The sequence below is a fragment of the Lysinibacillus sp. EB106-09-02-XG168 genome, assembly GCF_058791475.1.
In genome coordinates this window covers 955677-979076 of sequence record NZ_JBYTDN010000003.1, presented here as the reverse complement: position 1 = coordinate 979076, position 23400 = coordinate 955677, and the positions used below count along the sequence as shown (strand labels likewise).

Sequence of the window (23400 nt, the reverse complement as noted above, 5' to 3'; positions counted from 1 at the left end):
CTCTACCTAAATCATCTTCTTACTCTTTAATAAGCAAAATAAAACAAACTCCCAGAAAAAAGTTAAGTAACAATTTTCAACAAACCTCAAACGCTTAAGTGCTTTGGAATTTCACTTCATATTTTTGCACATCTAGAGTTATTACTAAAAAAAACAATTTATAATGCTATTATTTTAACGCTTATGGCTTCAACATGAAAAGAAAATGCTTAGACTGCCTGTAAATATTCTATAACAGATCGAATAACACCTACTAAACAAATAACAATATACGCCGTACTTAGTACTAAAAATTGAAAGCGCCAAATTTTCCTAAGTAGCGGTTTTACTTCAATTTCCTTTTTTGTTCGCCAATCAATATATGTAAAAATTATTGCCATCACTACCGTCAATGTAATTAATAGTGCGCTAACATCGACATTCCACAGCACCCTAATTGCTAGTGGTACTGAAAAATACAAACACAATGTTGTCACGTCCGACGCTACCCCAAAAGCATGAGTGCCTCGAATTTTAACCTTTCGACCAAATAAATAGACAATCACAAAAAGGAGGATTGGACAAATAATAATGACACTTATCATAATATGTAAAAAATCTTTCAACGTCTTTCACCGCTCTCCTCTATCGCAAGTACTTGGTGATATAAAGTACGTAAAGTCGGCAAATCACGACCATTCGCTTGAGCTTTTTCTAGTATTACTCCAGCAATCGTGTCAATTTCACTTTTCCTTCCTTGCACCCGATCCGCTAGCATAGAGGATGTATTACTTGCTGTTTGTTCACATAAGTCTATCACCTTGAAAAAAGGTATAGTTCGTTCTACGCCTTCAAAAGCTTCCGTAAATTCTCGGTAAAGAGTTCGCATTAATAGAAACGCTTGCTTATTCGTAACTAGCTCTCCATTCTTTAGTTGCAGTATAGCCGTCAATGGATTAATTAAGCAGTTGAATACAGCTTTCTCAAATAACATTTGTTCTGCATTAGCAACTAGTTCAACTGGATATAAGGAATTTCTTAGTTGTAACAAATCGTCAAACGCATCACTATCTCCTCGCTCTATCGCAATTTTACAAGCACCTATACCTCTATGTTGCACAGTTGTCTGATTGAGCAATTGAGCACCGAACGACACAGAACAAAAAGCAATATTCTTTTGTGGCAAACGTAGCGCCTCGCCAAAGTGCGCCAAACCGTTTTGCATAAACAACAACGGCACCGTACTCGGTAATGCAGATAATTGTTTGTAAAGCTCTTGTAATTGACCATATTTAACAGCAATTACAATTAAATCTTGTCGTGGTAGTTCCTCTAATTTCGTAGTTGAAGCAACTTTTTGTACAATTTTCGTTCCATCAACATTCACTCGTGTTAAATAATTTGCATGAAGTTCATCTACCTGTTCCTGCCTTCTCGCAACCAACGTAACAGATATACCAGACTCAGCTATAAAACTTGCCGTTAACTGCCCTACAGCCCCGGCACCAATAATCGTTACACCCACAATACATCACACCTCCCACATTTAAAACGGACGATCAAACATAAGTGAACGCCCTCTCTCAGCATAATTACGTCCGGAATCAGCTTTGCACTCCCACATGCTTGAGAACCTACACGATGTCAGTCATTTCGGTAATGCTACAGGACGCGGCGTTTTTACCGATGCAGGTCAGTCACCCGTTATCGCACAGATGCGATACTAACATCCCCTAAGAACTCCATTCCGATTCCGTGACATCCGCCGAGGCTTCGGGCCAACAAGATGTTGGTCACTCAGTCGTTGCCACAGGACGGGGCGTTCTTAAACTGAGTTCCTCTATTTCAGCGAATGTTTGAATAGCCGCTACCGTCCATCATAATACAATCCATTTCGCCCCACTCTACAGAAGGAGGTGCCTTAGAATGATTTCTAAGGCACCTCCTATGCAGGTTCTTTTATTATACAAGATTGGCTAAGTGTTTACGACAATATATAAAGTGAAACTTTAATCAGCAGGTTTTTTCCACTAATCATTACCCTTCATCAATCGGACTTTTACGGGCAGTTACTCGTACACATAACTTCTTTACTTTCGTTACATTTCAAGGTGTGTATTTTGTACCTGGTGCTTCGCATTCGGAACAGATAAATTACTGCCTATAAATTCACTTAGCACAGCATTATGTTTTAATCTAACTTATATTCTTTCTAAGTAACTTACTCTACCACACTTGTAACCCTCATCTGATTCCTTATTTTAATCTTTCATTAAAGAATATCCTTGCTGTAACCATTTCACTAGTTTTTCATGCTCGTTCTGTAATTCACGGTGTCTCATTTCGAGACTTTGATAGGCCTCTGTTAATTCATCGAAACTTGTTAATGCCAATTTTAAATGGCTTCGCATAGATTGTTGCGGCTGATTTCGTACAGCTAGTAGTGACTGACTATATTGACTACGTAATGTTTTATTCCAACGGAAACCACATGCCTGTTTTGTACGACCTAGTTCATTAGCAGCCATTTCAAAAGCCTCTAGCTGTGTTTTACCATTTTGCACATTATGCAACACGATTTCTGCTAATCTTTCATCGTCTTCCTTTGTCCATTGATCTTTTCTTTTTTTCAATTCCATAATCTATCACCCTCGCATTTTTTACTACTATATGCATGGGCGAGCAAAATAGAATCATCGAAATAAAAAAGACAGTGATTAAGTTTTGTTATAATCACTGCCGTTATACATTATTGATTGTTTTTCTTTGCTAGAAAATTAGCAACTGCCTCGTGGTGAGCTTCACTTTCCCACAATTTCGCACATGTACGAACTTCCTCCATAACACGTTCATACATATTACGCTCACGCCACTTTCGAAGCTCAATTTCTTTATAAGCCTTATGAACAGAAGGATGAATTTTGCGCATATGTTCGATAAAATCTTTCAACGCCTCTTCTTTTGAACCTTCGAAAACGCGCATTGCCCAGCCAATTTCATATAGCAATTCTGCTGGATAAGGCTTCGCATCGACTAGCATCTTCATTGCACGATCATGGCGTAACCCACGTTCGAATAAGTATGTACCGCCTCCCCAGCCGCTCGTAATTGCTAATGTCCCCTGTATAAAACCACATTTCGCATGACTTGCCACTAGACGAAAATCGCAAGCTGTTGCAATCTCACAGCCTCCACCAACCGCTGTTCCATTAATTAACGCAATCGTCGGCACAGGCAAAGTCGCAAGGTCGTATAATATTTTGCCCATTTTACTCAGCATCCCGAACGCCTCATCCTCCGTTTCAAGCGAATGAAATTCAGATAAATCGCCCCCTGAGCAAAATGACTTATCTCCCGCACCCGTCACGACTAAAAAACGGACATCATCATGATGTCGAATATATGTAATGACTTCTTGAAGCCCGTCCATCACCCCATCATTAACCGCATTCCTTTTTTCTTCCCGATCAATCGTAAACGTCATAATACCATCTTTGTTATCAATTATATAAGCCATACTATTCTCCCCCTTTGTCCCGATGGATAAATTGTATCATACAATTATTATAGTACTATATATCTTTTCGTTATTGCCGAAAGATTCCGTCTTTTCTAGTCAACAAAAAGGCTAGTAAAGAGCCATGGTCTCTTTACTAGCCTTTGACGTGAGCAAACACTGAATTATTTGCTTACTACTTCTTTACCTTTGTATTGTCCGCAAGCTTTGCAAACACGGTGTGATAATTTTGCTTCACCACAGTTTGGGCAAGCTACCATACCAGGTACAGATAGTTTGAAATGCGTACGACGCTTTCTTTTTGCAGTTTTAGAAGTTCTTCTAAATGGTACAGCCATTGATGGCACCTCCTTACAGATCGTCTATTCGTCTGTTTGATCAAAATACTTAGCTAAATCAGCCAGTCTTGGATCCACTTTTTTTTCGTCAGCTTTTTTGTGTAGCTGAACGTCTTCATCTGTTGCGTAAGACCAGTTTTTACCACCATGCACTTGCCCTTCGGTATTCTCCTTGAACACTTGCATAGGCACTTCAAGAAGCACTAACTCCTCAAGAACCGGCTTCATGTCGATTACTTCACCAACTATGTAGTGAATATCTCCGCCATCCTCCCCACGATTTTCTTCGTCAACCCAGCTGAAAATCTCAACTGTCTCAACTTCGATAGGAAACTCAACGTCTTCCCACGTGCGTGCACATGGAAGTGTTAACGTCGCTGTCACTGTTAGCTGACATGTCATTTGCGATGCACCGAAAGTACATAGCCCTTTTACATGAACGGGCGAAATTGCTCGAATATCCTGGTTTCGCTCCATCACCTCGTCCAACTGGACATAGGCATCGATTGGCATCCCGTTTTGGCGGTATTTAGATAATTGATGAATTGACCATTTCATTCGTTTAATCACCTCGAGACAACACTGTTGATTATATAATGTGTAAAAATAGATGTCAAGATAATTTCTTGTCACCACAATAAAACCCACCTATAATTATATATTATTAAATGTGTATTTGCTCCAAACCGTTCTATTTAAGCAAAAATGCTCCTTAGAACGAGAAGCAAATGATATAGATAAAGGGGGCTTACATTTGCAAGCAGTCGGAATAGTTGTTGAATACAATCCTTTTCACAATGGACATGCCTATCATTTGGAACAGGCAAAGAAAGTAGCACAAGCGGATATTGTCATCGCTGTCATGAGTGGGGATTTTTTGCAACGTGGTGAACCAGCCATGGTCGATAAATGGACACGCACAAAAATGGCTCTCGCAGGTGGTGTCGATATTGTCATTGAACTACCTTACGTATATAGTACCGCACCTGCAACTGATTTCGCAAAAGGAGCCATCTCCTTACTTTCTGGAATTGGTTGCGATTCTTTTGCTTTTGGAAGCGAAGATGGCTCCATACAACCCTTTATGAATACGTTTCAACTCATTGATAGTCACCGCACTGAATATAACGCTCTTATTAAAGAAAGCCTTAAAACGGGTGCAAGCTATCCTAAAAGTCTACATTACGCCTATGAACAGCTTTCTCAAAAGTTCCCTGCTGCATACATTGATTTAGGTCAACCGAACAATATACTTGGTTTTCACTACATTGAGGCTGCCAAAACTTTAGCTAGTAACATTAAACCTTTAACAATCCCTCGCATCGTCGCAGGTTACCATGACGCTATACAAGAAGGTGCATCCATTGCTAGCGCCACAGGAATACGCAAGGCACTAGCAACAACAAGTGCTTTACAAAATGTGCAAGAGTTTCTACCTAAAGCATCATTCATTCATTTAGCGGATTGGCATGGAAAATATGGTGAATTTGCAAGTTGGGAAACTTTTTGGCCATTATTACAGTTTACACTTATTCGGCACACACCTAGTGAACTGACGCGCTATGCGGAGGTAACAGAAGGCATTGAAAATGCACTTATTAAAGCAGCGAAAACGAGTCATTCATTCGGCAGCTTTATGGAGAAAATTAAATCTAAACGCTATACTTGGACACGACTTCAACGTATGCTCACGCACATTTATACTGGATTTACAAAGGAACAATTGCAAAGCTTTGATGCGCCTTCTAGTATACGTTTACTTGGTATGAGTAAGCAGGGACAAGCGTATTTAGGCATGCATAAAAAAAACATACCTTTACCTTTAATCAGTCGTGTTGCAGCTATGGATGATGCGATGCTTGCTGTAGATATTCATGCAGCAGAGGTATACAATTTAAGTATAGAGCAAAGATCAAAAGGGCAAAGTTTGCCTAAAGATTATCAAACACCACCCATTCGTTTTTAAGTAATAGAAGATCACAATAAAAGGATGCCAGAAATTTTTCTAGCATCCTTTTATGTTGTGTCAATGAAATGAAAGGTATCATAGATGGCTCTCGGGCAAAATGAGGGGTTGATTTCCGTTCCGACTGGGCGCTTTCCTGAGGGCGTCCGATGAGCCACTTTGCTTTCGTCACAGTGTGGGTATTTCCATAAAAGAGGATCGACCTAAAAAGAAAGCATATAGCTTGGAACGGAATTCACTTTCATTTGAAACACAACAACATTCATATTATTTTTCAACACAATAAATTTTTTAGCTGCAGTTTTGAGATTTATCAAGAACTTTTGATTGTTTATCGACCAACTTTCGAAAAATATCGACATCTACCTTCATGCTATACTATCTGACCGTACTAATAATTTGCGTATAAAAATTTTTCACATCAAAAAAGCGCTAGAAATCAACGTTTCTAAATTGATTTCTCGCACTTTTTAAGGTTTTGACCAGTTTTGTCCCAGCCTCTTTTATTTCTTATTTGGGCTGTAGCTGTTTTAAATATTCGATTGCATCATCCACAGTTTTAACCGGAACTATTTTCATTTTTGTTTTAATTTCTTTCGCTACCTTTACTGCTGTTGCATAATTTGATTCTAACTCAGGATATTTAGCTTTCATTTCTGGAGTAATTTCATCATCTGGCGCGAAAAAGATTTCCATACCATCACGATCAGCAGCAATGACTTTATAGTCTATTCCACCAATTCTTCCAACAGTGCCGTCAACCAGCATCTCTCCTGTCCCAGCGATAGCATAGCCCTTCGTTAAATCTTCTTCGAGAAGTTGGTCTAAAATTTCTAAAGTAAACATTAGTCCAGCAGAGGGACCTCCAATATCCTCAGTTTTCATTGACACATTCGGATTTGTTTCAATAGATTTACTTTCAGCATAAGTAATACCTAAACCAGCCCTTGTTTCTTCTGATCTAGGGATTTCCTTTAATGTTATCGTTACCTCTTGTTCTTTTTTATTACGTATAAATTGAATTGTCACTTTCTCTCCAAGCTGCTTCGGCTTTAAAAGATCTACAAGCATTTGTTGATTTCTAATTTTCTGTCCATCAACTTCAATAATCTCATCACCAGCTTTTAATAAATTTTCCGAAGCACCGCCCTCAAGGACATTTAATACAAAAACACCGTTAAAAAGAATTTTTGTTTGAAGGCCAGCCCTCTGAAAAGCTACATATTTTGCATTAAATTGAGAATCAGTCATTAATTTAAGCTGACGAACATTATATTCCTCTTCATCCTCTAACGGATTTCGAACTTGGGTAATATCCATTAATTTTTGGTATTTTTGAGTTTTTGCCCAAAGATACGAAAAAGGCGTAGCTTGCTGCATAGCCACCGTCATTAAGCTCATGGAACCTTTATCATTCGTGTGGCTATTTTCAACGTTAACAAATTCACTGACATCATAAGCACTTCCAGGCTTCATAATATAAGCGTCTAATCGGTATAACATAAAAAAACAAATCACGACTAATAACATTGCATAAATACTAATTTTTTTCTTCATAAGAAAAAACCTCCTAGGACGCTTGCAAAACCTTACGTTCATTTTTTTGCCTTTTTTACATATATTGATTTTAGCATTTGCCTATGTGAATGACAAAAAGTTGAAACGAGATGATAACATGTACGCGACAATTCAAATAGCGATTTGCATAGTTCTTATTCTATTACTCTTGTTATTCCCACAAACAGCTCATACAGGTACTGATTTAGGTTTAAACCTTTTTATGGATGCTCTATTCCCGTATTTATTACCTTATCTTATTTTAACGCAATGGCTTCTCCGTTTAACGGCTCCTATGCGCACGAAAACAAAAAGAGCTTCTTTATACGTACAAGCCTACATTATTAGTGCACTTGGAGGATATCCGTCAGGAGCAACAACTATTGTTTACTTAAAAAACAGTGGGCAATTACACGCTAAAGAAGCAAATTTTTTATTAGCCGTATGTCATGCACCAAGCCCTCTTTTCGTGCTAGGCTTTGTAGGCCTTGATTTATTACACAGTAATACGTTCGGATGGTTGTTTTTATGTTTACTACATAGTTTTAATATTTGCTGCTTACTAACTGGTTACTTTTTATTTCGTAAAACAGACCCTCCTAGCATCTCAATACACAATACATCTTTGAATACAGCACCATTCTCTGAAAGCATAAAAGAAACAGCTCCGACAATACTATTAGTTGGAACGACAATAATTTTTTTCACTACCATCCAGACGATTGTCCAACAAGGCTTAGATTCACTGCTACCTAACCTTCCCTACGCAGCGGAACTTTCCATAGCCGCAATTCTAGAAGTTACAAATGGTCTTAAAATGACCGTCTCAGCTTTTCCAAATCTTTCGTATTTGCCATTACTAGTTGTTATGTTGTTGACCATGCAAAGTATAAGCATTCACTTACAAATTTTCGTCATTGCAAAATCAGCCAAGCTGTCTGTTCGACCCTATATAAAATTCCGCCTACTTAGCATAATCATTGTACCTACTATTTATGCTCTTTTTTTCTTAAAATAAATAATCATCTGCATGGTTCAGCATTATACGCAGGAAACAAATTGCTCCTCAAACTAAAATAAGAGGCTGGGACATAACTAGCTTCAATTAATGAGAAATTCAAATTTGAATGAATTCAAATTCGGATTTCTCTATTTTTTATGTTGTCTCCATATAGCTCTTAGCTAATGGCTGTGAATTTTCTTAAATTCACGGCCATTAATGCAAGGCCCATCTCGTTTTCAACCTTCAATTTTCCTCGTACAGAAAATCGGGTGAAACGCAAATTAGCCTTCAAGAATCCAAAAACTGGTTCCACGTCAATTTTGCGTTGACGATAAATGGTACTTGTTTTTTCTTCTGAAAGCTTTACTCTCACATATTCTTTTTGTTGTTCCCACTTCTCATTCACTATTAACTTACGATTATTTCCTTCTTTGGCTTTTGTACATAATGAACGGAGGGGGCATCCGGAACAGTCTTCACATTCGTATACCTTAAATTCACGCGTGAAATCATACTTATCCTTTTTCGTGGTACGATATTTTAATACAAGCTGTTGTTGGTTTGGGCAAGTGTATCGATCATATTCGTTATCATAATCCCAGTTTGCTGTATTGAATTCGTTTTGCTTATACTTTTTTTTCTGTTCTTTTAAATACATGTTGTGAGTGATTAAGGCTTCTCGCTTACGATTCGAAAGGATATCATCATAATTTTGTTCACTGCCATATCCGGCATCTGCGACGATGTGTTTTGGTAACTTAAAATAATGTTGTTCGATTTCATCTAAAAATGGGATTAATGTACGTGTATCCGTTGGGTTCGGAAAAATGCTGTAGGCAAGCGCATACTGACCTTCTGTAGCCACTTGTATGTTATAACCTGCCTTCAATTGTCCATTTTTCATATAGTCATCTTTCATACGCATAAATGTCGCATCCGGGTCTGTTTTCGAATAACTATTCCGTACGTTAAAGATTTCGAAGTCTCTTTGATATTTTAGCTTGCGTTCAATATAGTCGATTAATTGTTTGCGGGCTTGCTTTGGGAATTTCCGTTCCGTTCTTAAAGCCTTTCGCTCTGCTACATCCGATGAGTCCTCAATTTTTTGATCATATTCCGAAATCACTTCATCTACTTTTTCGACCATTTGAGCGAGGTCTTCCAATGCCAGTTCCTTTTCATTTTCCCGTTCAATTTCTGGTATGATTTCTTTTTCAAGCAGCTCATCGTATAGCTGGTTTGACTTTTCAATTAGTCCGTTATGATATTTCTCAATCGACTTTTTCCAGACGAATGTAAATTTGTTCGCATTCGCTTCAATCTTAGTTCCATCAATAAAAATAGCTTCCTGGTCAATTAATTCTCCCTGTACCAGTTGGCAGCGGAATTGAACGAAGCATTGACGAATCAACTCTTTTACCTCTGGCTGGACACGGAATCGGTTGATTGTGCGGTAGGTTGGTTCATGCCCTTGAGCTAACCACATCATCCGAAGACTATCTTTTAAAAGTGCTTCAATTTTGCGCCCTGAGAAGACAGATTGCGTGTAGGCACATAAGATAATTTTAAGCATCATGCGTGGATGGTAGGCAGGACATCCCTCATTTCGAAGGAATGGTTCAAACGCTTCAGGCGGGATACTTTCGACTAAATGATGGACATGGAAGGCAATATCATTCTTTTGTAATTCTACTTCTAAATCTAAAGGCAAAACTAATTGATTCATGTTATAATCTTTAAACATAAGGATCCTTCTTTCTGTATAATTTTGTTGTGGTGACTTAATTTTATCAGAAGTGGTCCTTATTTTTTTATGAAAAATATTTAAAGCCGGTGAAATTTTATTGATCGTAAAATTTCACCGGCTTTTTAGTTTAAAGATGGGTTTTGTCCCAGCCTCTCTTAGTTTCTTTTATTTATTAAAACCATACTTTTCTTTCAAAGCTTCTACAACACAAGCAGGAACAAGCTCGCTAACATCACTACCGTATTTCGCAACTTCTTTTACAATGCTTGAGCTTAAGAATGAATATTGATTTTTTGTCATGATGAAAAACGTTTCAATGTTTTTATCAAGAAAACGGTTCATCGAAGTAATTTGCATTTCGTATTCAAAATCCGAAACAGCACGTAAACCACGGACAATCGCTTTTGCTTTTTTTTCCTTAGCATAGTCTATTAATAGTCCAGATGAACTTTCAATACGTACATTAGGCAATGTTTTAGTTACTTCAGCCATTAATGCCATACGCTCTTCTACCGAAAATAATGGCTGCTTGGATGAATTATTTAATACAGCAACATAAACTGTGTCAAATACATCTGCCGCTCGTTTAATAATATCTAAGTGACCATATGTCACCGGATCAAAACTCCCAGGAACTACAGCAATTTTCTCTGACAATCTATTCCCCTCTTTCTTTTGCATAACGATCCATTTCACCTTGGCTGCATGACGTGGCCACTCTTGCGTTTTCACAGGATGTGAAGCTCTTAGTCTGATCCTCTATTCAATGGGTATTGGAATACCCTACGAATGAAGATAAACGGATATAATCGTTCCGCCATATGTTTCTTGTCTTTTTAATACAAAGTCCCCAAACCTCTGTGGTAATTCTACTTCTTTTGCATGCTCACATAAAATTACGCCATCATGTTGAATTTTATCATTGTCGACAAGAATCTGCACTAAGTCATAATATTCTTTGTGGTGATATGGAGGGTCTAAAAATGCTAATTTAAACGAAATATCACGTTTTAATAGCGCTTTCACAGCACGCTTCGCATCTATACGAAATAGCTCAGAACAATCCTCGTAACGACATTTCTTTATGTTTTCCTGTAGTACTTGGAACGCCTTTGCATCCTTTTCAATAAAAACGGCGTGCTCAACTCCTCTACTTAAAGATTCGATCCCTAAGCCACCGCTCCCTGCAAATAAATCAAGCGCTATACCTCCATCAAAGAATGGACCAATAATATTAAAGATGGATTCCTTAACTTTATCAGTTGTAGGTCTCGTCGTGTTCCCTACAATCGCCTTTAATGGCATCCCTTTACGTTCTCCTGCTACAACTCTCATAGGCAAATCACCGTACTTTCTTATTCCATATAACAATTTCATCTTGGCGAAATTGTTATTATTTATTGTGTTGTCGCTTCGCTTTTGCACAGTCAAATTCCACAGGACATGGCATTCTTAGACTGAGTTCCTCTATTTCAGCGGGTGTTTAGCACCACTTTAAAGAAGTTAAAAGTATTTTTGCAGCGAAAGACGAACCTCCGCTGCAAAAATTTATTCTTCCTCTTGTGTTAACATCTTAATATTGATACGACCATCACTTTTTTGTAATTCTACTAAAAATAATCGTTGTAGCCAAGCTTCTTCAACATAATAATGATTGGCAATTTTTATAATTGGTTCTGAAATTGTAGAATATCTACGTTGATTAAATACATAAAATCCAGGCTCTTTCGGGAATCGGAATGTGCGATTATCACTATTGATATAATATCCATTTTTCCCTTCACCAACCGTATATCCTAGATACGGTAACAATGTATCAGCAGTATACAATACTTGTCCTTCAGAAAGAATCACATGAACATCTTTTCTCAAAACATCATTCACGTAAACATTTCGATCATCCTCAAATAAAAGTGGATATGTCCCGTTTACTTGGGCCGCATTCAACTTAAAATAAGACGTTTTTGCATTTAATACCTTTGATAAAAGATCGTCCATTAGTGTAGGGGAAATCGGCTCTTCCCCAAGATTATCCAAAGATTCTTGCCATGCTGACTCTTGTTCTGCTGTCATATATTCTTTTAACGTCTTCACAATTTTCTTTGCTTTATCAGAACCAATCGTATCCTTCACTAAATAGGATGCCACAACTTCCGGCAACCATGTTGGTGAATCTTTAAACTTATATTGTGACTTTATTTGTGACAGTATAACTTCCTGTCCAACTGCTTGTTCAGTTAGCTCAGGCATAAATAAAAGTCGGTCATCATGCTCTTTCACTGGATTCTTTTCTTGAATAATAGCAATGTGTTGATCATTCAAAAACTTGGTGTTTTCCAATGACTTCATTAAATCCTTCGAAATAGCTCCTCGTGCATAAATAGATAACACAGGGTTTTGCTCTTGTGCTTTTATATTACCCTTTTGCCAATAAATATCACGAACTGTACCATCTCCACTAAACATAGTATAGTTAACAAGTGATAATTTTTGCTGACCTACTAAAGGCAATCCCGTGATCCACTGACCAACAATTTTACTATCGGTTGAAATGTGTACTACGGAATAAGATGCTTCACCATTCGATAATGTGGCGAAAGCATTTTGGATGAGCATTTTATCTTTTAGGCCACCCTCAATCGGAATTATGTATGAAACAGATTGTGATTTAGTCTCTCCTTTTTTAAAATAAGAGACTTCTTCTGATAAACGCTCACAGCTTTTTTCGTTATCGATAAAGCAACTAGGGTTCACTGCATTTTCCGGCCACTTTATTTTCACTTTTTGGTTTGGTAAGTTTTTAAAATGTTGACGAATATCCAAGCTATTTTCTCGATAGACAATTTCTATCTCCTGTGAGTAACGGAATTCGCCATTGCCCGCTTCTAAATCAGATGAATAGGCATGGTACTGAAAAAATATTGTTCCGGTAATGATTAGTGCTAGAATGGAAAAAAAACTCATTGCAAATTTCATGTGCTTGACCTCCCGCAGCATGATACTATGTGTATTGGAAAGGATGTGCAATTTTCATGCCACAACAATTTATAGAATTAGGTGAAGGCTATGGTGATGTTTATGAGCTACTTGAAATAGTGAAAACTAATCAAGATCGCTTCCACCAAGCTTTTATACTTACATCCACTAAAGAAGAAAAAAAGTTTGCCTCTTTAGCAATCGCTTTAAAACCAGTCGGTGAAAGTAAATTCATGCCGATTTATATTTGTCGAGAAGGCATCCCTTATAATGAAGAGCAGCCTTCACAGCGACAAAAAATGTTTGAAGAAAGTATTAAACGACTAGATAGAAAAGCGGTTGTTGTAGAAATAAAGCACTCTTCTATATTTTCGGAATCAAAACTATTTTATCAATACTTAATCGGAATAATGAGACTTCATCACTATATACCAGCTTTAGCATAGTATTATAGACCTGCTTTATAGTCATATTCTTTCGCTTTATCTGGTTTCGCATTTTCAAATTCAGTTTTAACAAATGGACGATAAGACTTTACAACGTCTTTCACAAATGGAAGGCGTTGTAGTTTTGTTGTCATTGATTCAATTTCCTCTCGCTCGCAATAAAGAACTACATATTTTTGCCTCCGAGAAATATAAAGAACATGACCATATTTTCGAAGAGACTTCGCATGTTTTAATTGATGGACGTAAACGATTAGTCCTTGGCGTTCGTTCATAGTATTCCCCTCATTTCTTACATAAAAGAATACCATAGACCGGAAAATGATAGCAACAGAGTTTAGCTGACAGAACGCTCGATTTTCCGTTATAATGGAAAAGCATACAACGTTGACTAAGATTTTCACATTCACTTATGCAAGTTAATAGAGCACTAGTTTAAGTTATAATTTTTTGTTTGCTCACTGAAAATTTAAAAGTGAAATTGTCAGTACTATTTATATTATTTTAATTGTTAAGGAGGACGAATATGGGTAAGAAAACAAAAATTGCGCTTGCAATCGCAGCGGCAAGTGCAGCCGCTTGGGCAGGTAGTAAAGCTATTTCTAAACCTCAACAACGAGAAGGTAAACAAGCATTACAATTTGATCACCCAATTATTCTCGCACATCGTGGCGGTGCTCATTTAGCACCTGAGCATACAATGCCTGCTTTTGAAAAAGCCATGCAGTTAGGTGTTCAAGGCTTTGAAATAGATATTCGCTTAACTAAAGATGAGGAAATTATCGTTTTCCATGATGATACTGTTGATCGTACGACTGATGGCTATGGACTTGTTGCAGACATGACTTTAGCAGAAATAAATGCATTAAACCACGGTTATCAATTTGAAGATTTGGATGGGGAATTTTCTTATCGAAATGAAAAAATAGACGTTGTAACTTTACGCGAACTTCTACAATCTTATCCAAATATGTTGGTGAATATTGATATTAAAGACGCGCCAGATACGTATGAAGGAAGTTTAATGCCATCTAAACTATGGCGTTTAATTGAAGAGCTTGGTGCTGAGAATCGAGTAGTTGTTACAAGCTTCTACGGCGAACAGATTGATCGCTTTAATTTATATGCTCAAAATCAAGTTGCACTAGGTGCAGGCGAATCAGATGTTCGTAAAGCATTCGCTTCTTTCTCAAGCCAGTTCGGACATTTATATCATCCAAAGGTAGATGTATTCCAAATACCACCTAAATCAGGAGTAATTAACCTAGATTCTCCGAAGTTTATTCAGTTTTTAAGCAATTTAAATATCCCTGTTCATTATTGGACAATCAATGATGCCCCAACAATGAATAAATTAATTCACAATGGTGCAAAAGGTATTGTTACAGATCGACCTGATATTGCAGTAGAAATACTACAAAAACAAGAATAATGGAATGGAACTTAACTTCTATTAGGCTAACGCAATTGGTGGGTAAGGGCTGCTTTTTATAGCCCTTACCTTTTATTTTAATATTTTCTTCTTATAAAATTAGCAGGTACCGGGGATAAATTTAATTCTCTCGCCCACACAGAAAGCTGCCCGATATGATGAATTTCATGTGCAATAGTATGGTGTAGAATATCATTTTTTGTATAAGTATTAGTATCCCAAGAAACCTTTACGATTTCATCGCTTAAATTCTCATTATGCTTCAAAAATCCAATAATTTCGTCTTGTAATTCAATTGAGAGATTTTTTACTTTTTCAAGCGTTCTATATTCATCAAAATCGAATATTCTGTCTCTTTCACCCATAATGCCACGAATCCAGCTATATTCAACTTCAATAATATGAAAAAGTGTATATAGAATACTACCTACTCCACCAATTCTTTTCTGCAACAATTCCTCTATACTTAGCTGATTACACCACTCGAACCATTCGTCTCTTACTTGCCAGTTATACTGAAAAAACTTGATCATGTAGCCCTACACCCCTTAAATTTTTTAGTAAGTTTTAGCAAAGACCAATAAACAGTCGCGCTGATGAAAATCCCCACTGTTTAAAGTCCTATTATTACCATAACGTGTGGGTTATCACCACCCTCAAAAGTAAGCGTTTTTACGGAATGAGGATGAATGGCATACGTTTTAATAAATGTCACCCACTACTTTTGGTAATGACATTTTAATTCCACTTTATTGTAAATGATGTAATACCGCTTCCGTTACATCACGTAATGTTGCTTTTCCTCCCAAATCACCTGTTTTAATACCTTGCGCTAATGTTGCTTCCATCGCATTCAGCACTTTTGTACCAATCTCATGATAGCCTAAGAAATCAAGCATCATTTTTCCTGTCCAAATTTGTCCAAGAGGATTTGCAATCCCTTGTCCTGCAATGTCAGGAGCTGAGCCATGAACTGGTTCAAACATGGATGGATATTGTCGTTCTATATTTAGATTTGCAGCTGGTGCAATTCCGATGCTGCCCATAATTGCACCACCTAAGTCGGTTAAAATATCCCCAAATAAATTTGATGCAACAATTACATCAAAGTTTTCTGGCTTCATCACTAAAAAAGCAGCTAAAGCATCAATATGATTAGATACTTGGCCTATGTCCTCATAATCCTTACCTACTTGCGCAAATACTTCATCCCAAAAAGGCATACTATACGTAATTCCGTTAGATTTTGTGGCACTTGTAACATGCTGACGTCGAGTTTTCGCCATTTCAAATGCATATCGCATTGCCCGCTCTGTTCCCTTCCTCGTGAAAATAGCATTTTGGATAGCAACTTCATCTTGTCCACTATGTATTCTGCCACCACTCTCAGCATACTCTCCTTCTGAGTTTTCACGTACAACTACAAAATCAAAGCCATTTGGGTTACGTAAAGGTGAAGGCAAACCTTTAAGTAGCTTTGCTGGACGCACATTAATAGATTGTTTCATCTCACGGCGGATTTTAATCAGTAGTCCCCATAATGAAATATGATCTGGTACTAAATCGGGCATACCTACAGCGCCTAAAAAGATTTGATCATAACCTTTTAAAATTTCAATACCATTATCAGGCATCATTTTACCCGTCTCTAAATAATAATCACAGCCCCATGGGAATGTTGTCCATTCAAATTGAAAGCTGCCATCTAGTTGAGCAGCTTTATTAAGCACTTCTATCGCCGCAGGTACTACCTCTTTACCAATCCCATCTCCTGGTATAACGGCAATTCGATAAGTCTTCATCTATTTATCCTCCTTTAATTTCTATATAGCCTATTCAATTACTATACAAGTTTTATTTTTATTCAGCAATTTCGTCCTGATGTATGTTGCTGTGCGCTACAACATAATATAGTAATAAAAAAACTATATACAAACTCACTCGAGTTTTGTATATAGTCTATTAAAAAGCATTGCCTTTTGTTAAGCAGAGCATGAGCAAGAACCACCTGAGCCACATCCTCCACCACATGAAGAACCTGATGCAAAGAACGGATTACTTACAGGAACTTTTACCGCTTCAGAAACCGTTTTCCCTATAAGCAAGCTTATTTGGTCAAGCAAATCTTGAAAATCGTTCTCAGCAAGTTTCAATGCCGAAACCTTTTCATTTAAATCGAGTGCGCGCTTTTGCTGACGAATCGATTTCATAATTGTATGATAGTCCGGATGATATTTTCCGAAACGTTGTACATCTTCGTACTGTTCTTTCATGCGATTGAAAGCGTAAATAGCTTCCACTATTTGGACGTCGCTATACACATCATCATAAGCTTGTTGCAGCGCTTTCGCAGGCTCAGAGGAAAGAATCATCTCACAAAGCGCATCGGCCTCATCCAAAATGATTGCCCAGTCAGAGGTCATCATCATTTTTAATTCCCCCAATCTCTTTTCCATCATAACAGATTTTATGGTAATTTTACATTATTGATACTTTTATATGAAGGAGTTTTTAAATTGGTACCATCATCTAAAGAACATATAGAACAATTACTTGCAGAGATTTTACAACATAGCACGGCTGAAGATGAGGAAGTCTTACTACATTTATTGTCTGGGCTTCGCGATAAACAACAAGGTATTCATCGACGTTATATTAATGCTGCTTTACATATGGTAGGCAAATTTGAACCCGAAGTTAGTGAAGTTCGTATTCCCATTACACCTGTTATCCATAATACTATTAAGGTACCACACGGTGGGATTATTGCAACAATTGCAGATGCAGCAATGGGCGGACTTGCCTCGCGGTCAGTGCCAGAAGGCTTTAATGTTGTCACAACAAATATGAATATCTCTTATATTGCTACAACAACGAACAAGGAACTAATCGCTCGTGGGCGTTTCGTCCATAAAGGGCGCCAGACAATTGTGATGGAATGTGATATCGAGGATGAGACTGGACGAAGACTTGCTATTGCGACGGGATCTTTCTTTGTTATTCAACGCCGTCCTTAGACATAAGATTTAAAAAGTAATCTCGAATACATTGTTGATCGGAAAAAGGGAATTTTTGATTTTTTATTTGTTGGGTTTGTTCATGCCCTTTTCCGGCAACAAGTACAATATCGCCTTTTTCTGCCTTTGCTAGCGCTTGATGAATAGCAACTTTTCGATCTAAATAGATTTCATAATATTGCTGCTCAGTAAAACCAGCAATAATACTTTCATTAATTAAAATAGGATCCTCATCACGTGGATTATCCGTTGTTAAAAAGATGACATCCGCATACTTACTAGCTACCGCTCCCATCGCAAAACGTTTCGCCTTATCTCGATTTCCCCCACAGCTAAATACAAGGTAAAGGTTTTTAGAACGATCCAAAGTTTGCAAAACAGCCTGTAATGCCTCGGCCGTATGCGCATAATCTACATACACGTCAACCCCAAATGGATTGTCTATTTTCTCAAGCCTTCCTTCAGGTAGCCTTAACAACCACATATGCTCCGCTAGATCTTCAATTGAAAAACCTAGTCGCCATAAAGTCATTAACGCAGCTATAGCATTTTGCACATGATATTTTCCGTTAAAAGGAATTTCTACAATATGTTCACTCGAGGACGTTTGTAAACAAAGCACCGTTTTTCCAATTGATTCACTAACAATTTGGATATGTAAATCATTATGATTATCAAAGCCGAATGAGCAGGATTTTTTCTTATCATAAATACCAACGGAACGGCAAAAATTATCATCCCCATTTAGCACAAGCTTTTTTGACAAATCAGCCAACCTTTTTTTCGCACGCTTATAAGCTTCAAGTCCTCCATGATCTTCTAAATGATCCTCCGTTAAATTTAAAAAAACACCACAATCGATATCACAGTGATCAAGCCTATGTTGCTGTAACCCCATTGATGAAGCTTCTAAAACAACATGTGTAACACCATTTCGTACACATTGCTTTAAAATCGGGTGCAACTCTTTTGCCTGTAATGTAGTTAATTGCTCATGCACTGTTTGTTGTTTCTGTTCATTGATAAAAAATCCTACAGTTCCAATAACCGCGACGTTTTTATGTAGAGCTCTTAGCAATTGGCTCACAAAATGACTCACTGTTGTTTTACCATTTGTACCCGTAACCGCAATGACTGTTAATGCTTCCGCCGGAAAGGCTGAAAGCTTTGCACTCGCATACGATAAAAATAAGGATGTATTCGGAACCCAAACAAAAGGAATACTTTGATCAGTAATTGGTATTGCAATACTTTCCTCTGATACTATAGCGGCAGCTCCCCGAGCTAATGCTTCTTTTACAAAACGACTTCCCGTTGTTTTCTTACCTTTACGTACAATGAAAATATCCCCAGGTTTTACTGCCTGAGCATAATCCTCAACGCCTGTAATATTTGTACGAATAGATCCTCCAGTTACACTACACGGCCAGTCTTTTAATAGCTCAGCTAATTGCAAGCTTCATTCCCCCCTTCGGTTCTCTAGCATATGACGGCGTATATAATGGTGTGACGAAAATTGTAGTTGGCCATTGTGCTTTTCTTTTTCGTCTAACGAAAAAGACTGAAGATGCACTTGATTTTGCCAAGTGTATCTTCAGCCTTTGATTTCTATATATTCCAGCATTTTAGTTGTAACGAAAACGGAAATAGATCACTTTCCCGTAAACGCTTGATTATTAAAAACTAGTGAGGTGAAGAAAAACTCCATAGATCAAGTTTCTCTTTAAGGTGATGATTCATCAATATTTTCTACTGGTTCCTTAGAGTCTTTATTCTCACTATCCAGCTCCCGTGAAGAAGATTCTAACAATATTTGCGTATAATAGTTTAAAAAAACTCCAGATCCCACTGTAGTATATAAATCATTTAATATGATTTTTCGATGCTCAGTTGAATTAAGCCAGCCATGCATTGCTTCGATAGCATCAAAATAATCAGTCGCAAGATTTTCATTCGCCTCACTATATTCGATTCCCTGTGTTTCTAATCTCTTTTTTAAATCTCCATTTGTTGGTGATTCATGGCCAACGAAATTTTGAACCTTCATGTCTTCACTATGCATATTTGCAACTTCTTCTATTGATTCATCAATATTTAATGGAGATAAATCATGTTGAACTCTTGCTACATTTATTAAATCGTCAAGTTGCGCAGCACTTGCTTCATTAATTTCCTTCTGTAAAAAGGAAGAAGGTGGTGTTGGTATAACTAGCTCGCCTTGATAAGTCATTTCATAAGGTTGATGAAGAACAAGAGTTTTACTATTAGTGAAGCGTATGCCTTGTAGCTCACTCGTTTCTCTATCGAGATAGAGTTGTGCAAACAGTCCATCGAATTTTACAAGCAACCGTGTCTGCATATCTTCTTCACTCATAGAGAAAGAGAAAATATTTTCACCAACATTCGCAGTTACTTCGTAATCAATGATAGTCATTCGGTATATATCATCACGCTTCTGACCAACCTTAAATGGGGAAGCATCTAAATCTTCACCAGCTAGATAAACTTGTGTCACCACATTATTTTCAACGCCTACCATAAAAAATTTGGAAGGACTTGCATTGTAGATCCACCAATCATAACCAAAGGGCGATGGTTCCTTTCGCACTGGTTCACCATATTTATCTAAAACTGCCTTTATTTCTTTACCGATTAATGTCGACATCCCGCTTTTCGGACGTGGCATAGCCCCCATTTCAGGTTGGGTTAACTCGGTTTTGGGAATGATATTTGAATTGGCATTCGGGCCTTTTAGCGGCTCGTTTTCACGTGGTGTATTGAAAAACATAAAGCCAATCAACGCAATTGCAGCACATGCCATAAAAATGCGAAATAAAGCTTTCATACATGACTCCTTCTTATCACGATTATTCTAAAACTATTATATCAATTGTAGTTGGGTTGACACAATGTTGTCATTGCAACAATGTCGAATATGCTCTATTATAAAAATGAGCGTATACTTTGTACGAGAACCTAAAGGAGGATTAGAGATGTATTTTGAAAATACTAACCTTGAAAATTTAACAGCTGATCAAGAACTTATTGTAAGCGTCATGAAAAAAAACGGTTTAGAATGTGATGGCGGCTGGGACTACGAACGTATGACATTTGATAAGCGTTTCGATACTCGTGAGGGACGTTATTACCTACGTGTATTCTCATATGCTAAATCAGGTGATGTTGGTGCACACGATGCAATCCTGACATTAATGAAACCAGTACTTGGTAAGTACTACTATCCACACGGTGTAGAGTATGGTGATGATGAAGTTTATCCAGCTCATCTTGTAAAAAAATGTGAAGAAATCTTAAAAAAGGTTAAATTAGACTTACAAGATTTTGAAATTCATGCGTAATTTTAGATAGTTATTTCACGGTGCATATATGTCGATTAAACATCGAAATCATTTTTATATTTTTTATCAGGTAACAGTAACGGCAATAGCATGCAGTGCAATAGCTAAACTGAAAAGACTGGTGGTCCAGTCTTTTTTATTTTGAGTAAAAATTTTATTTCTTCTCATACTAACTATATCTTTTACATGATGTAGGTGAGATAAATGTTACAATTTTTAAAAAGCCCTTTTTTTCGCCATCCGATAATCGTTATAGCGATAGGAATTGCAATTCTCTGGTTTATATCCCTGTCATTACCGATACTGCTTGCCTACGTAACTGCATTATTATTGGAACCTGTCATCATACGACTTAGTAAACGGTTCCGAAAAAAACGAAAAATAGTCGCATCTATTTTTTTTATGATCTTTTCAATTGTGACATTATTATTATGTATTCTCATCATATTTATAAGCTGGAAACAATTTTCAATATTCATCATTGATATTCCAGAGTACCTCAATCAGCTCTCAGCAATATGGATTCAAATGCAATCCAAGCTCTCCAACTACACGCATCGTTTGCCCTTAGATCTTGTTATACAAATTCAACTTATGATAGCACAAGCTCTTTCTTCAATTGAGAAATATGCTCTTTCTTTAACAAATGTAAATGTTTGGTCATCTTTACTTACGTATATTACTTCTCGTTTGTTTGATATTTTTGTTTATTGGATTGTGTTATATATGTTCCTTTTAGAATTACCGAATATTAACCGTAAAATGTTAGCACCTATTTCGTTTCACTATCAACAAAAAATACTCTTTATTGGACAGCGTGTGAAACTTGCTTTATTTGGTTTTATGAAAGCACAATTTTTTGTTGGTATTTGTATTTTAGCTATATCTTTTGGGACTTTTTATTTTTTAAAAACCCCATTCCCACTTGTTTTATCACTCTTGTTAGTCATTTTAGACTTCGTTCCTTTTTTAGACTCATTCATTTTGCTTCTTCCTTGGGCACTATATAAGGCCTTTACAGGTGATTATATTTTTGCTGTTATGCTAGTCGTATTAACAATCGCACTATTTTTAGTTCGACGTATGATTGAACCTAGAGTGATTGGAAATAAAGTTGGACTCTCCTCACTCACAACTTTTATTGCAATGTTTATCGGTTTTGAAATGTTTGGATTTGTTGGTATTTTAATCGGCCCTTTACTCTTTGTTGTTGTTCAGTCCTTATTTAACCAAACATCCATAAAAAATCTCCCTCCTTCTCAAAAATAAAAAGGAGGGAGATCTTTTTGATCAATTATGCTTCAGCTCAATGACACCAGCTGCAAGAAGTTAAAAGCCTAAAATAGCTTTAATGACAGATGTTGTTTCACCTGGCTCAAATAAAATATAAAGTAACATGTAAACAAGAACTCCGGTAATAGCTACGAAGAACCAAATAATACTTGTAATCGGTCCAATACGACGGTGAAGCTTAAGATTCATTTTCAAACCAGAGATGATACTAACAATACCAAATACTGCTCCAGATGTTGCAAGCGTAATATGGAAAATTAAGAAGAACGTATAATATGGTTTTAAATCTTCTCCACCACCAAACGCTGTGTTACCAATAAAGATTGTACGTGAAGCATAAATAATAAAGAAGATAAGTGCTGCGACACCTGCTGCAAGCATTACTTTTTTATGTGCCTCAACTTTTCTTTTTATAATTAAGCCCCAACCAATAGCTACAAGTACAGCACTAATAACGATGAATGATGTACTTATAGTAGGCAAAATTTGCAATTCCATTAACAAAACCCCTTATACTTTAAAATCAATTATACCTCGGCATAATTACGTCCGGAATCGGCTTTGTGTTTAGGCCTGCACAAGGGCCGACACGATGTCGGTCATTTCGATAATGCCAAAGGACGTGGCGTTTTTATCGATGCAGGTTAGTTAGCCGTTATCGCTTGAATGCGATGTTTTTAGGCTAACATCCCTAAGAACTCCTTTTCCGATTCCGTGACATCCGCCGGAGGCTCTATGCCAACACGATGTTGGTCACTCTTGTCACAGGA

Annotated in this window: 25 protein-coding genes; 7 read left to right on the top strand and 18 right to left on the bottom strand. The window is 37.2% G+C overall.

The features are described from left to right. Positions 1–209: 209 nt before the first annotated feature. The 6 genes from AC3WSO_RS05565 to AC3WSO_RS05540 form a co-directional block, all read right to left on the bottom strand. A complete protein-coding gene (locus tag AC3WSO_RS05565) occupies positions 210–605 on the bottom strand; it encodes a DUF3397 domain-containing protein (protein WP_492529405.1) in 396 nt (131 codons plus the stop codon). Then, entirely contained in the window at positions 602–1504 is a 903-nt protein-coding gene (locus tag AC3WSO_RS05560; RefSeq protein ID WP_492529403.1) for a ketopantoate reductase family protein, read from the bottom strand. The genes AC3WSO_RS05565 and AC3WSO_RS05560 overlap by 4 nt, the downstream gene beginning before the upstream one ends. Positions 1505–2240: 736 nt before the next feature. After that, entirely contained in the window at positions 2241–2618 is a 378-nt protein-coding gene (locus AC3WSO_RS05555; RefSeq protein ID WP_492529401.1) for a transcriptional regulator, read from the bottom strand. Positions 2619–2728: 110 nt separating this feature from the next. Next, positions 2729–3496, bottom strand: coding sequence for an enoyl-CoA hydratase/isomerase family protein (locus tag AC3WSO_RS05550; protein WP_492529399.1), 768 nt, complete (start codon positions 3494–3496; stop codon positions 2729–2731). 164 nt (positions 3497–3660) lie between these two features. Next, complete coding sequence (gene rpmF, locus AC3WSO_RS05545) at positions 3661–3834, bottom strand: 50S ribosomal protein L32 (RefSeq protein WP_010858320.1); 174 nt, start codon at positions 3832–3834, stop codon at positions 3661–3663. A 24-nt stretch (positions 3835–3858) separates the two neighbouring features. Continuing rightward, positions 3859–4392, bottom strand: a complete 534-nt coding sequence (locus AC3WSO_RS05540) for a YceD family protein (RefSeq protein WP_492529397.1) — start codon at positions 4390–4392, stop codon at positions 3859–3861. A gap of 196 nt (positions 4393–4588) precedes the next feature. Between AC3WSO_RS05540 and AC3WSO_RS05535 the strand changes: the two genes are divergently transcribed. Then, a complete protein-coding gene (locus AC3WSO_RS05535) occupies positions 4589–5800 on the top strand; it encodes a nucleotidyltransferase (protein ID WP_492529395.1) in 1212 nt (403 codons plus the stop codon). Between the two features lie 510 nt (positions 5801–6310). Here AC3WSO_RS05535 and AC3WSO_RS05530 read toward each other — a convergent pair. Beyond that, positions 6311–7357 carry a SepM family pheromone-processing serine protease gene (locus AC3WSO_RS05530; protein ID WP_492529393.1) on the bottom strand — a complete coding sequence of 349 codons (1047 nt, stop codon included), beginning with the start codon at positions 7355–7357 and terminating at the stop codon, positions 6311–6313. 118 nt (positions 7358–7475) lie between these two features. Between AC3WSO_RS05530 and AC3WSO_RS05525 the strand changes: the two genes are divergently transcribed. Continuing rightward, the gene (locus AC3WSO_RS05525; RefSeq protein WP_492529391.1) at positions 7476–8375 is read left to right on the top strand and encodes a hypothetical protein; all 900 of its coding nucleotides are present in this window, start codon (positions 7476–7478) and stop codon (positions 8373–8375) included. A 160-nt stretch (positions 8376–8535) separates the two neighbouring features. On the opposite strand, the gene AC3WSO_RS05520 is transcribed toward AC3WSO_RS05525, so the two are convergent. The 4 genes from AC3WSO_RS05520 to AC3WSO_RS05505 form a co-directional block, all read right to left on the bottom strand. After that, a complete protein-coding gene (locus AC3WSO_RS05520; RefSeq protein ID WP_492529389.1) occupies positions 8536–10104 on the bottom strand; it encodes an IS1182 family transposase in 1569 nt (522 codons plus the stop codon). A gap of 168 nt (positions 10105–10272) precedes the next feature. Then, the gene (gene coaD, locus AC3WSO_RS05515; RefSeq protein WP_492534255.1) at positions 10273–10788 is read right to left on the bottom strand and encodes a pantetheine-phosphate adenylyltransferase; all 516 of its coding nucleotides are present in this window, start codon (positions 10786–10788) and stop codon (positions 10273–10275) included. A gap of 102 nt (positions 10789–10890) precedes the next feature. Then, a complete protein-coding gene (gene rsmD / locus AC3WSO_RS05510; protein ID WP_492529387.1) occupies positions 10891–11442 on the bottom strand; it encodes a 16S rRNA (guanine(966)-N(2))-methyltransferase RsmD in 552 nt (183 codons plus the stop codon). Positions 11443–11655: 213 nt separating this feature from the next. After that, the gene (locus AC3WSO_RS05505) at positions 11656–13083 is read right to left on the bottom strand and encodes an RNA polymerase II (RefSeq protein ID WP_492529385.1); all 1428 of its coding nucleotides are present in this window, start codon (positions 13081–13083) and stop codon (positions 11656–11658) included. A gap of 56 nt (positions 13084–13139) precedes the next feature. Between AC3WSO_RS05505 and AC3WSO_RS05500 the strand changes: the two genes are divergently transcribed. Then, entirely contained in the window at positions 13140–13529 is a 390-nt protein-coding gene (locus tag AC3WSO_RS05500; protein ID WP_492529383.1) for a DUF7147 family protein, read from the top strand. A 2-nt stretch (positions 13530–13531) separates the two neighbouring features. Here AC3WSO_RS05500 and AC3WSO_RS05495 read toward each other — a convergent pair whose 3' ends face one another. Then, entirely contained in the window at positions 13532–13804 is a 273-nt protein-coding gene (locus tag AC3WSO_RS05495) for a YlbG family protein (protein WP_197141746.1), read from the bottom strand. Between the two features lie 251 nt (positions 13805–14055). Here AC3WSO_RS05495 and AC3WSO_RS05490 point away from each other — a divergent pair, with 251 nt between their 5' ends. Next, positions 14056–14961: a glycerophosphodiester phosphodiesterase family protein gene (locus AC3WSO_RS05490; protein WP_492529381.1), complete on the top strand. Its 906-nt coding sequence runs from the start codon at positions 14056–14058 to the stop codon at positions 14959–14961. 77 nt (positions 14962–15038) lie between these two features. Here AC3WSO_RS05490 and AC3WSO_RS05485 read toward each other — a convergent pair whose 3' ends face one another. From AC3WSO_RS05485 to AC3WSO_RS05475, 3 genes are all read right to left on the bottom strand, one after another. After that, positions 15039–15494 (bottom strand): DinB family protein, encoded by a 456-nt coding sequence (locus AC3WSO_RS05485; RefSeq protein WP_492529379.1) that lies wholly within the window; start codon positions 15492–15494, stop codon positions 15039–15041. Positions 15495–15710: 216 nt separating this feature from the next. After that, a complete protein-coding gene (locus AC3WSO_RS05480) occupies positions 15711–16763 on the bottom strand; it encodes a tartrate dehydrogenase (RefSeq protein ID WP_492529377.1) in 1053 nt (350 codons plus the stop codon). Between the two features lie 180 nt (positions 16764–16943). Continuing rightward, the gene (locus AC3WSO_RS05475) at positions 16944–17390 is read right to left on the bottom strand and encodes a YlbF/YmcA family competence regulator (RefSeq protein WP_079559746.1); all 447 of its coding nucleotides are present in this window, start codon (positions 17388–17390) and stop codon (positions 16944–16946) included. A gap of 87 nt (positions 17391–17477) precedes the next feature. Here AC3WSO_RS05475 and AC3WSO_RS05470 point away from each other — a divergent pair, with 87 nt between their 5' ends. Then, the gene (locus AC3WSO_RS05470; protein ID WP_492529375.1) at positions 17478–17978 is read left to right on the top strand and encodes a PaaI family thioesterase; all 501 of its coding nucleotides are present in this window, start codon (positions 17478–17480) and stop codon (positions 17976–17978) included. Here the strand turns inward: AC3WSO_RS05470 and AC3WSO_RS05465 are convergent. Both AC3WSO_RS05465 and AC3WSO_RS05460 read right to left on the bottom strand, forming a co-directional pair. Then, entirely contained in the window at positions 17959–19434 is a 1476-nt protein-coding gene (locus AC3WSO_RS05465; protein ID WP_492529373.1) for a UDP-N-acetylmuramoyl-L-alanyl-D-glutamate--2,6-diaminopimelate ligase, read from the bottom strand. The two genes, AC3WSO_RS05470 and AC3WSO_RS05465, sit on opposite strands and share 20 nt — an antisense overlap. 267 nt (positions 19435–19701) lie before the next feature. Continuing rightward, positions 19702–20823 (bottom strand): CAP domain-containing protein, encoded by a 1122-nt coding sequence (locus AC3WSO_RS05460; RefSeq protein ID WP_492529371.1) that lies wholly within the window; start codon positions 20821–20823, stop codon positions 19702–19704. A gap of 148 nt (positions 20824–20971) precedes the next feature. On the opposite strand from AC3WSO_RS05460, the gene AC3WSO_RS05455 reads away from it, so the two are divergent. Further along, a complete protein-coding gene (locus AC3WSO_RS05455) occupies positions 20972–21337 on the top strand; it encodes a YugN family protein (RefSeq protein WP_197141731.1) in 366 nt (121 codons plus the stop codon). Positions 21338–21541: 204 nt separating this feature from the next. Then, positions 21542–22606, top strand: a complete 1065-nt coding sequence (ytvI, locus tag AC3WSO_RS05450; protein ID WP_492529369.1) for a sporulation integral membrane protein YtvI — start codon at positions 21542–21544, stop codon at positions 22604–22606. A 60-nt stretch (positions 22607–22666) separates the two neighbouring features. Here ytvI and AC3WSO_RS05445 read toward each other — a convergent pair whose 3' ends face one another. Further along, entirely contained in the window at positions 22667–23128 is a 462-nt protein-coding gene (locus AC3WSO_RS05445) for a DUF420 domain-containing protein (protein ID WP_492529367.1), read from the bottom strand. Between the last annotated feature and the right edge of the window lie 272 nt (positions 23129–23400).

Excerpts from the sequence above, each read along its gene's own strand:
- AC3WSO_RS05555 (WP_492529401.1), bottom strand. The coding sequence starts at position 2,618 with ATGGAATTGAAAAAAAGAAAAGATCAATGGACAAAGGAAGACGATGAA.
- AC3WSO_RS05480 (WP_492529377.1), bottom strand. The coding sequence starts at position 16,763 with ATGAAGACTTATCGAATTGCCGTTATACCAGGAGATGGGATTGGTAAA.
- AC3WSO_RS05445 (WP_492529367.1), bottom strand. The coding sequence starts at position 23,128 with ATGGAATTGCAAATTTTGCCTACTATAAGTACATCATTCATCGTTATT.
- AC3WSO_RS05525 (WP_492529391.1), top strand. The coding sequence starts at position 7,476 with ATGTACGCGACAATTCAAATAGCGATTTGCATAGTTCTTATTCTATTA.
- AC3WSO_RS05495 (WP_197141746.1), bottom strand. The coding sequence starts at position 13,804 with ATGAACGAACGCCAAGGACTAATCGTTTACGTCCATCAATTAAAACAT.
- AC3WSO_RS05520 (WP_492529389.1), bottom strand. The coding sequence starts at position 10,104 with ATGTTTAAAGATTATAACATGAATCAATTAGTTTTGCCTTTAGATTTA.
- rsmD (WP_492529387.1), bottom strand. The coding sequence starts at position 11,442 with ATGAGAGTTGTAGCAGGAGAACGTAAAGGGATGCCATTAAAGGCGATT.
- AC3WSO_RS05485 (WP_492529379.1), bottom strand. The coding sequence starts at position 15,494 with ATGATCAAGTTTTTTCAGTATAACTGGCAAGTAAGAGACGAATGGTTC.
- AC3WSO_RS05530 (WP_492529393.1), bottom strand. The coding sequence starts at position 7,357 with ATGAAGAAAAAAATTAGTATTTATGCAATGTTATTAGTCGTGATTTGT.
- AC3WSO_RS05460 (WP_492529371.1), bottom strand. The coding sequence starts at position 20,823 with ATGAAAGCTTTATTTCGCATTTTTATGGCATGTGCTGCAATTGCGTTG.
- AC3WSO_RS05540 (WP_492529397.1), bottom strand. The coding sequence starts at position 4,392 with ATGAAATGGTCAATTCATCAATTATCTAAATACCGCCAAAACGGGATG.
- AC3WSO_RS05550 (WP_492529399.1), bottom strand. The coding sequence starts at position 3,496 with ATGGCTTATATAATTGATAACAAAGATGGTATTATGACGTTTACGATT.
- ytvI (WP_492529369.1), top strand. The coding sequence starts at position 21,542 with ATGTTACAATTTTTAAAAAGCCCTTTTTTTCGCCATCCGATAATCGTT.
- AC3WSO_RS05500 (WP_492529383.1), top strand. The coding sequence starts at position 13,140 with ATGCCACAACAATTTATAGAATTAGGTGAAGGCTATGGTGATGTTTAT.
- AC3WSO_RS05455 (WP_197141731.1), top strand. The coding sequence starts at position 20,972 with ATGTATTTTGAAAATACTAACCTTGAAAATTTAACAGCTGATCAAGAA.
- AC3WSO_RS05475 (WP_079559746.1), bottom strand. The coding sequence starts at position 17,390 with ATGATGATGACCTCTGACTGGGCAATCATTTTGGATGAGGCCGATGCG.
- coaD (WP_492534255.1), bottom strand. The coding sequence starts at position 10,788 with ATGCAAAAGAAAGAGGGGAATAGATTGTCAGAGAAAATTGCTGTAGTT.
- AC3WSO_RS05505 (WP_492529385.1), bottom strand. The coding sequence starts at position 13,083 with ATGAAATTTGCAATGAGTTTTTTTTCCATTCTAGCACTAATCATTACC.
- rpmF (WP_010858320.1), bottom strand. The coding sequence starts at position 3,834 with ATGGCTGTACCATTTAGAAGAACTTCTAAAACTGCAAAAAGAAAGCGT.
- AC3WSO_RS05490 (WP_492529381.1), top strand. The coding sequence starts at position 14,056 with ATGGGTAAGAAAACAAAAATTGCGCTTGCAATCGCAGCGGCAAGTGCA.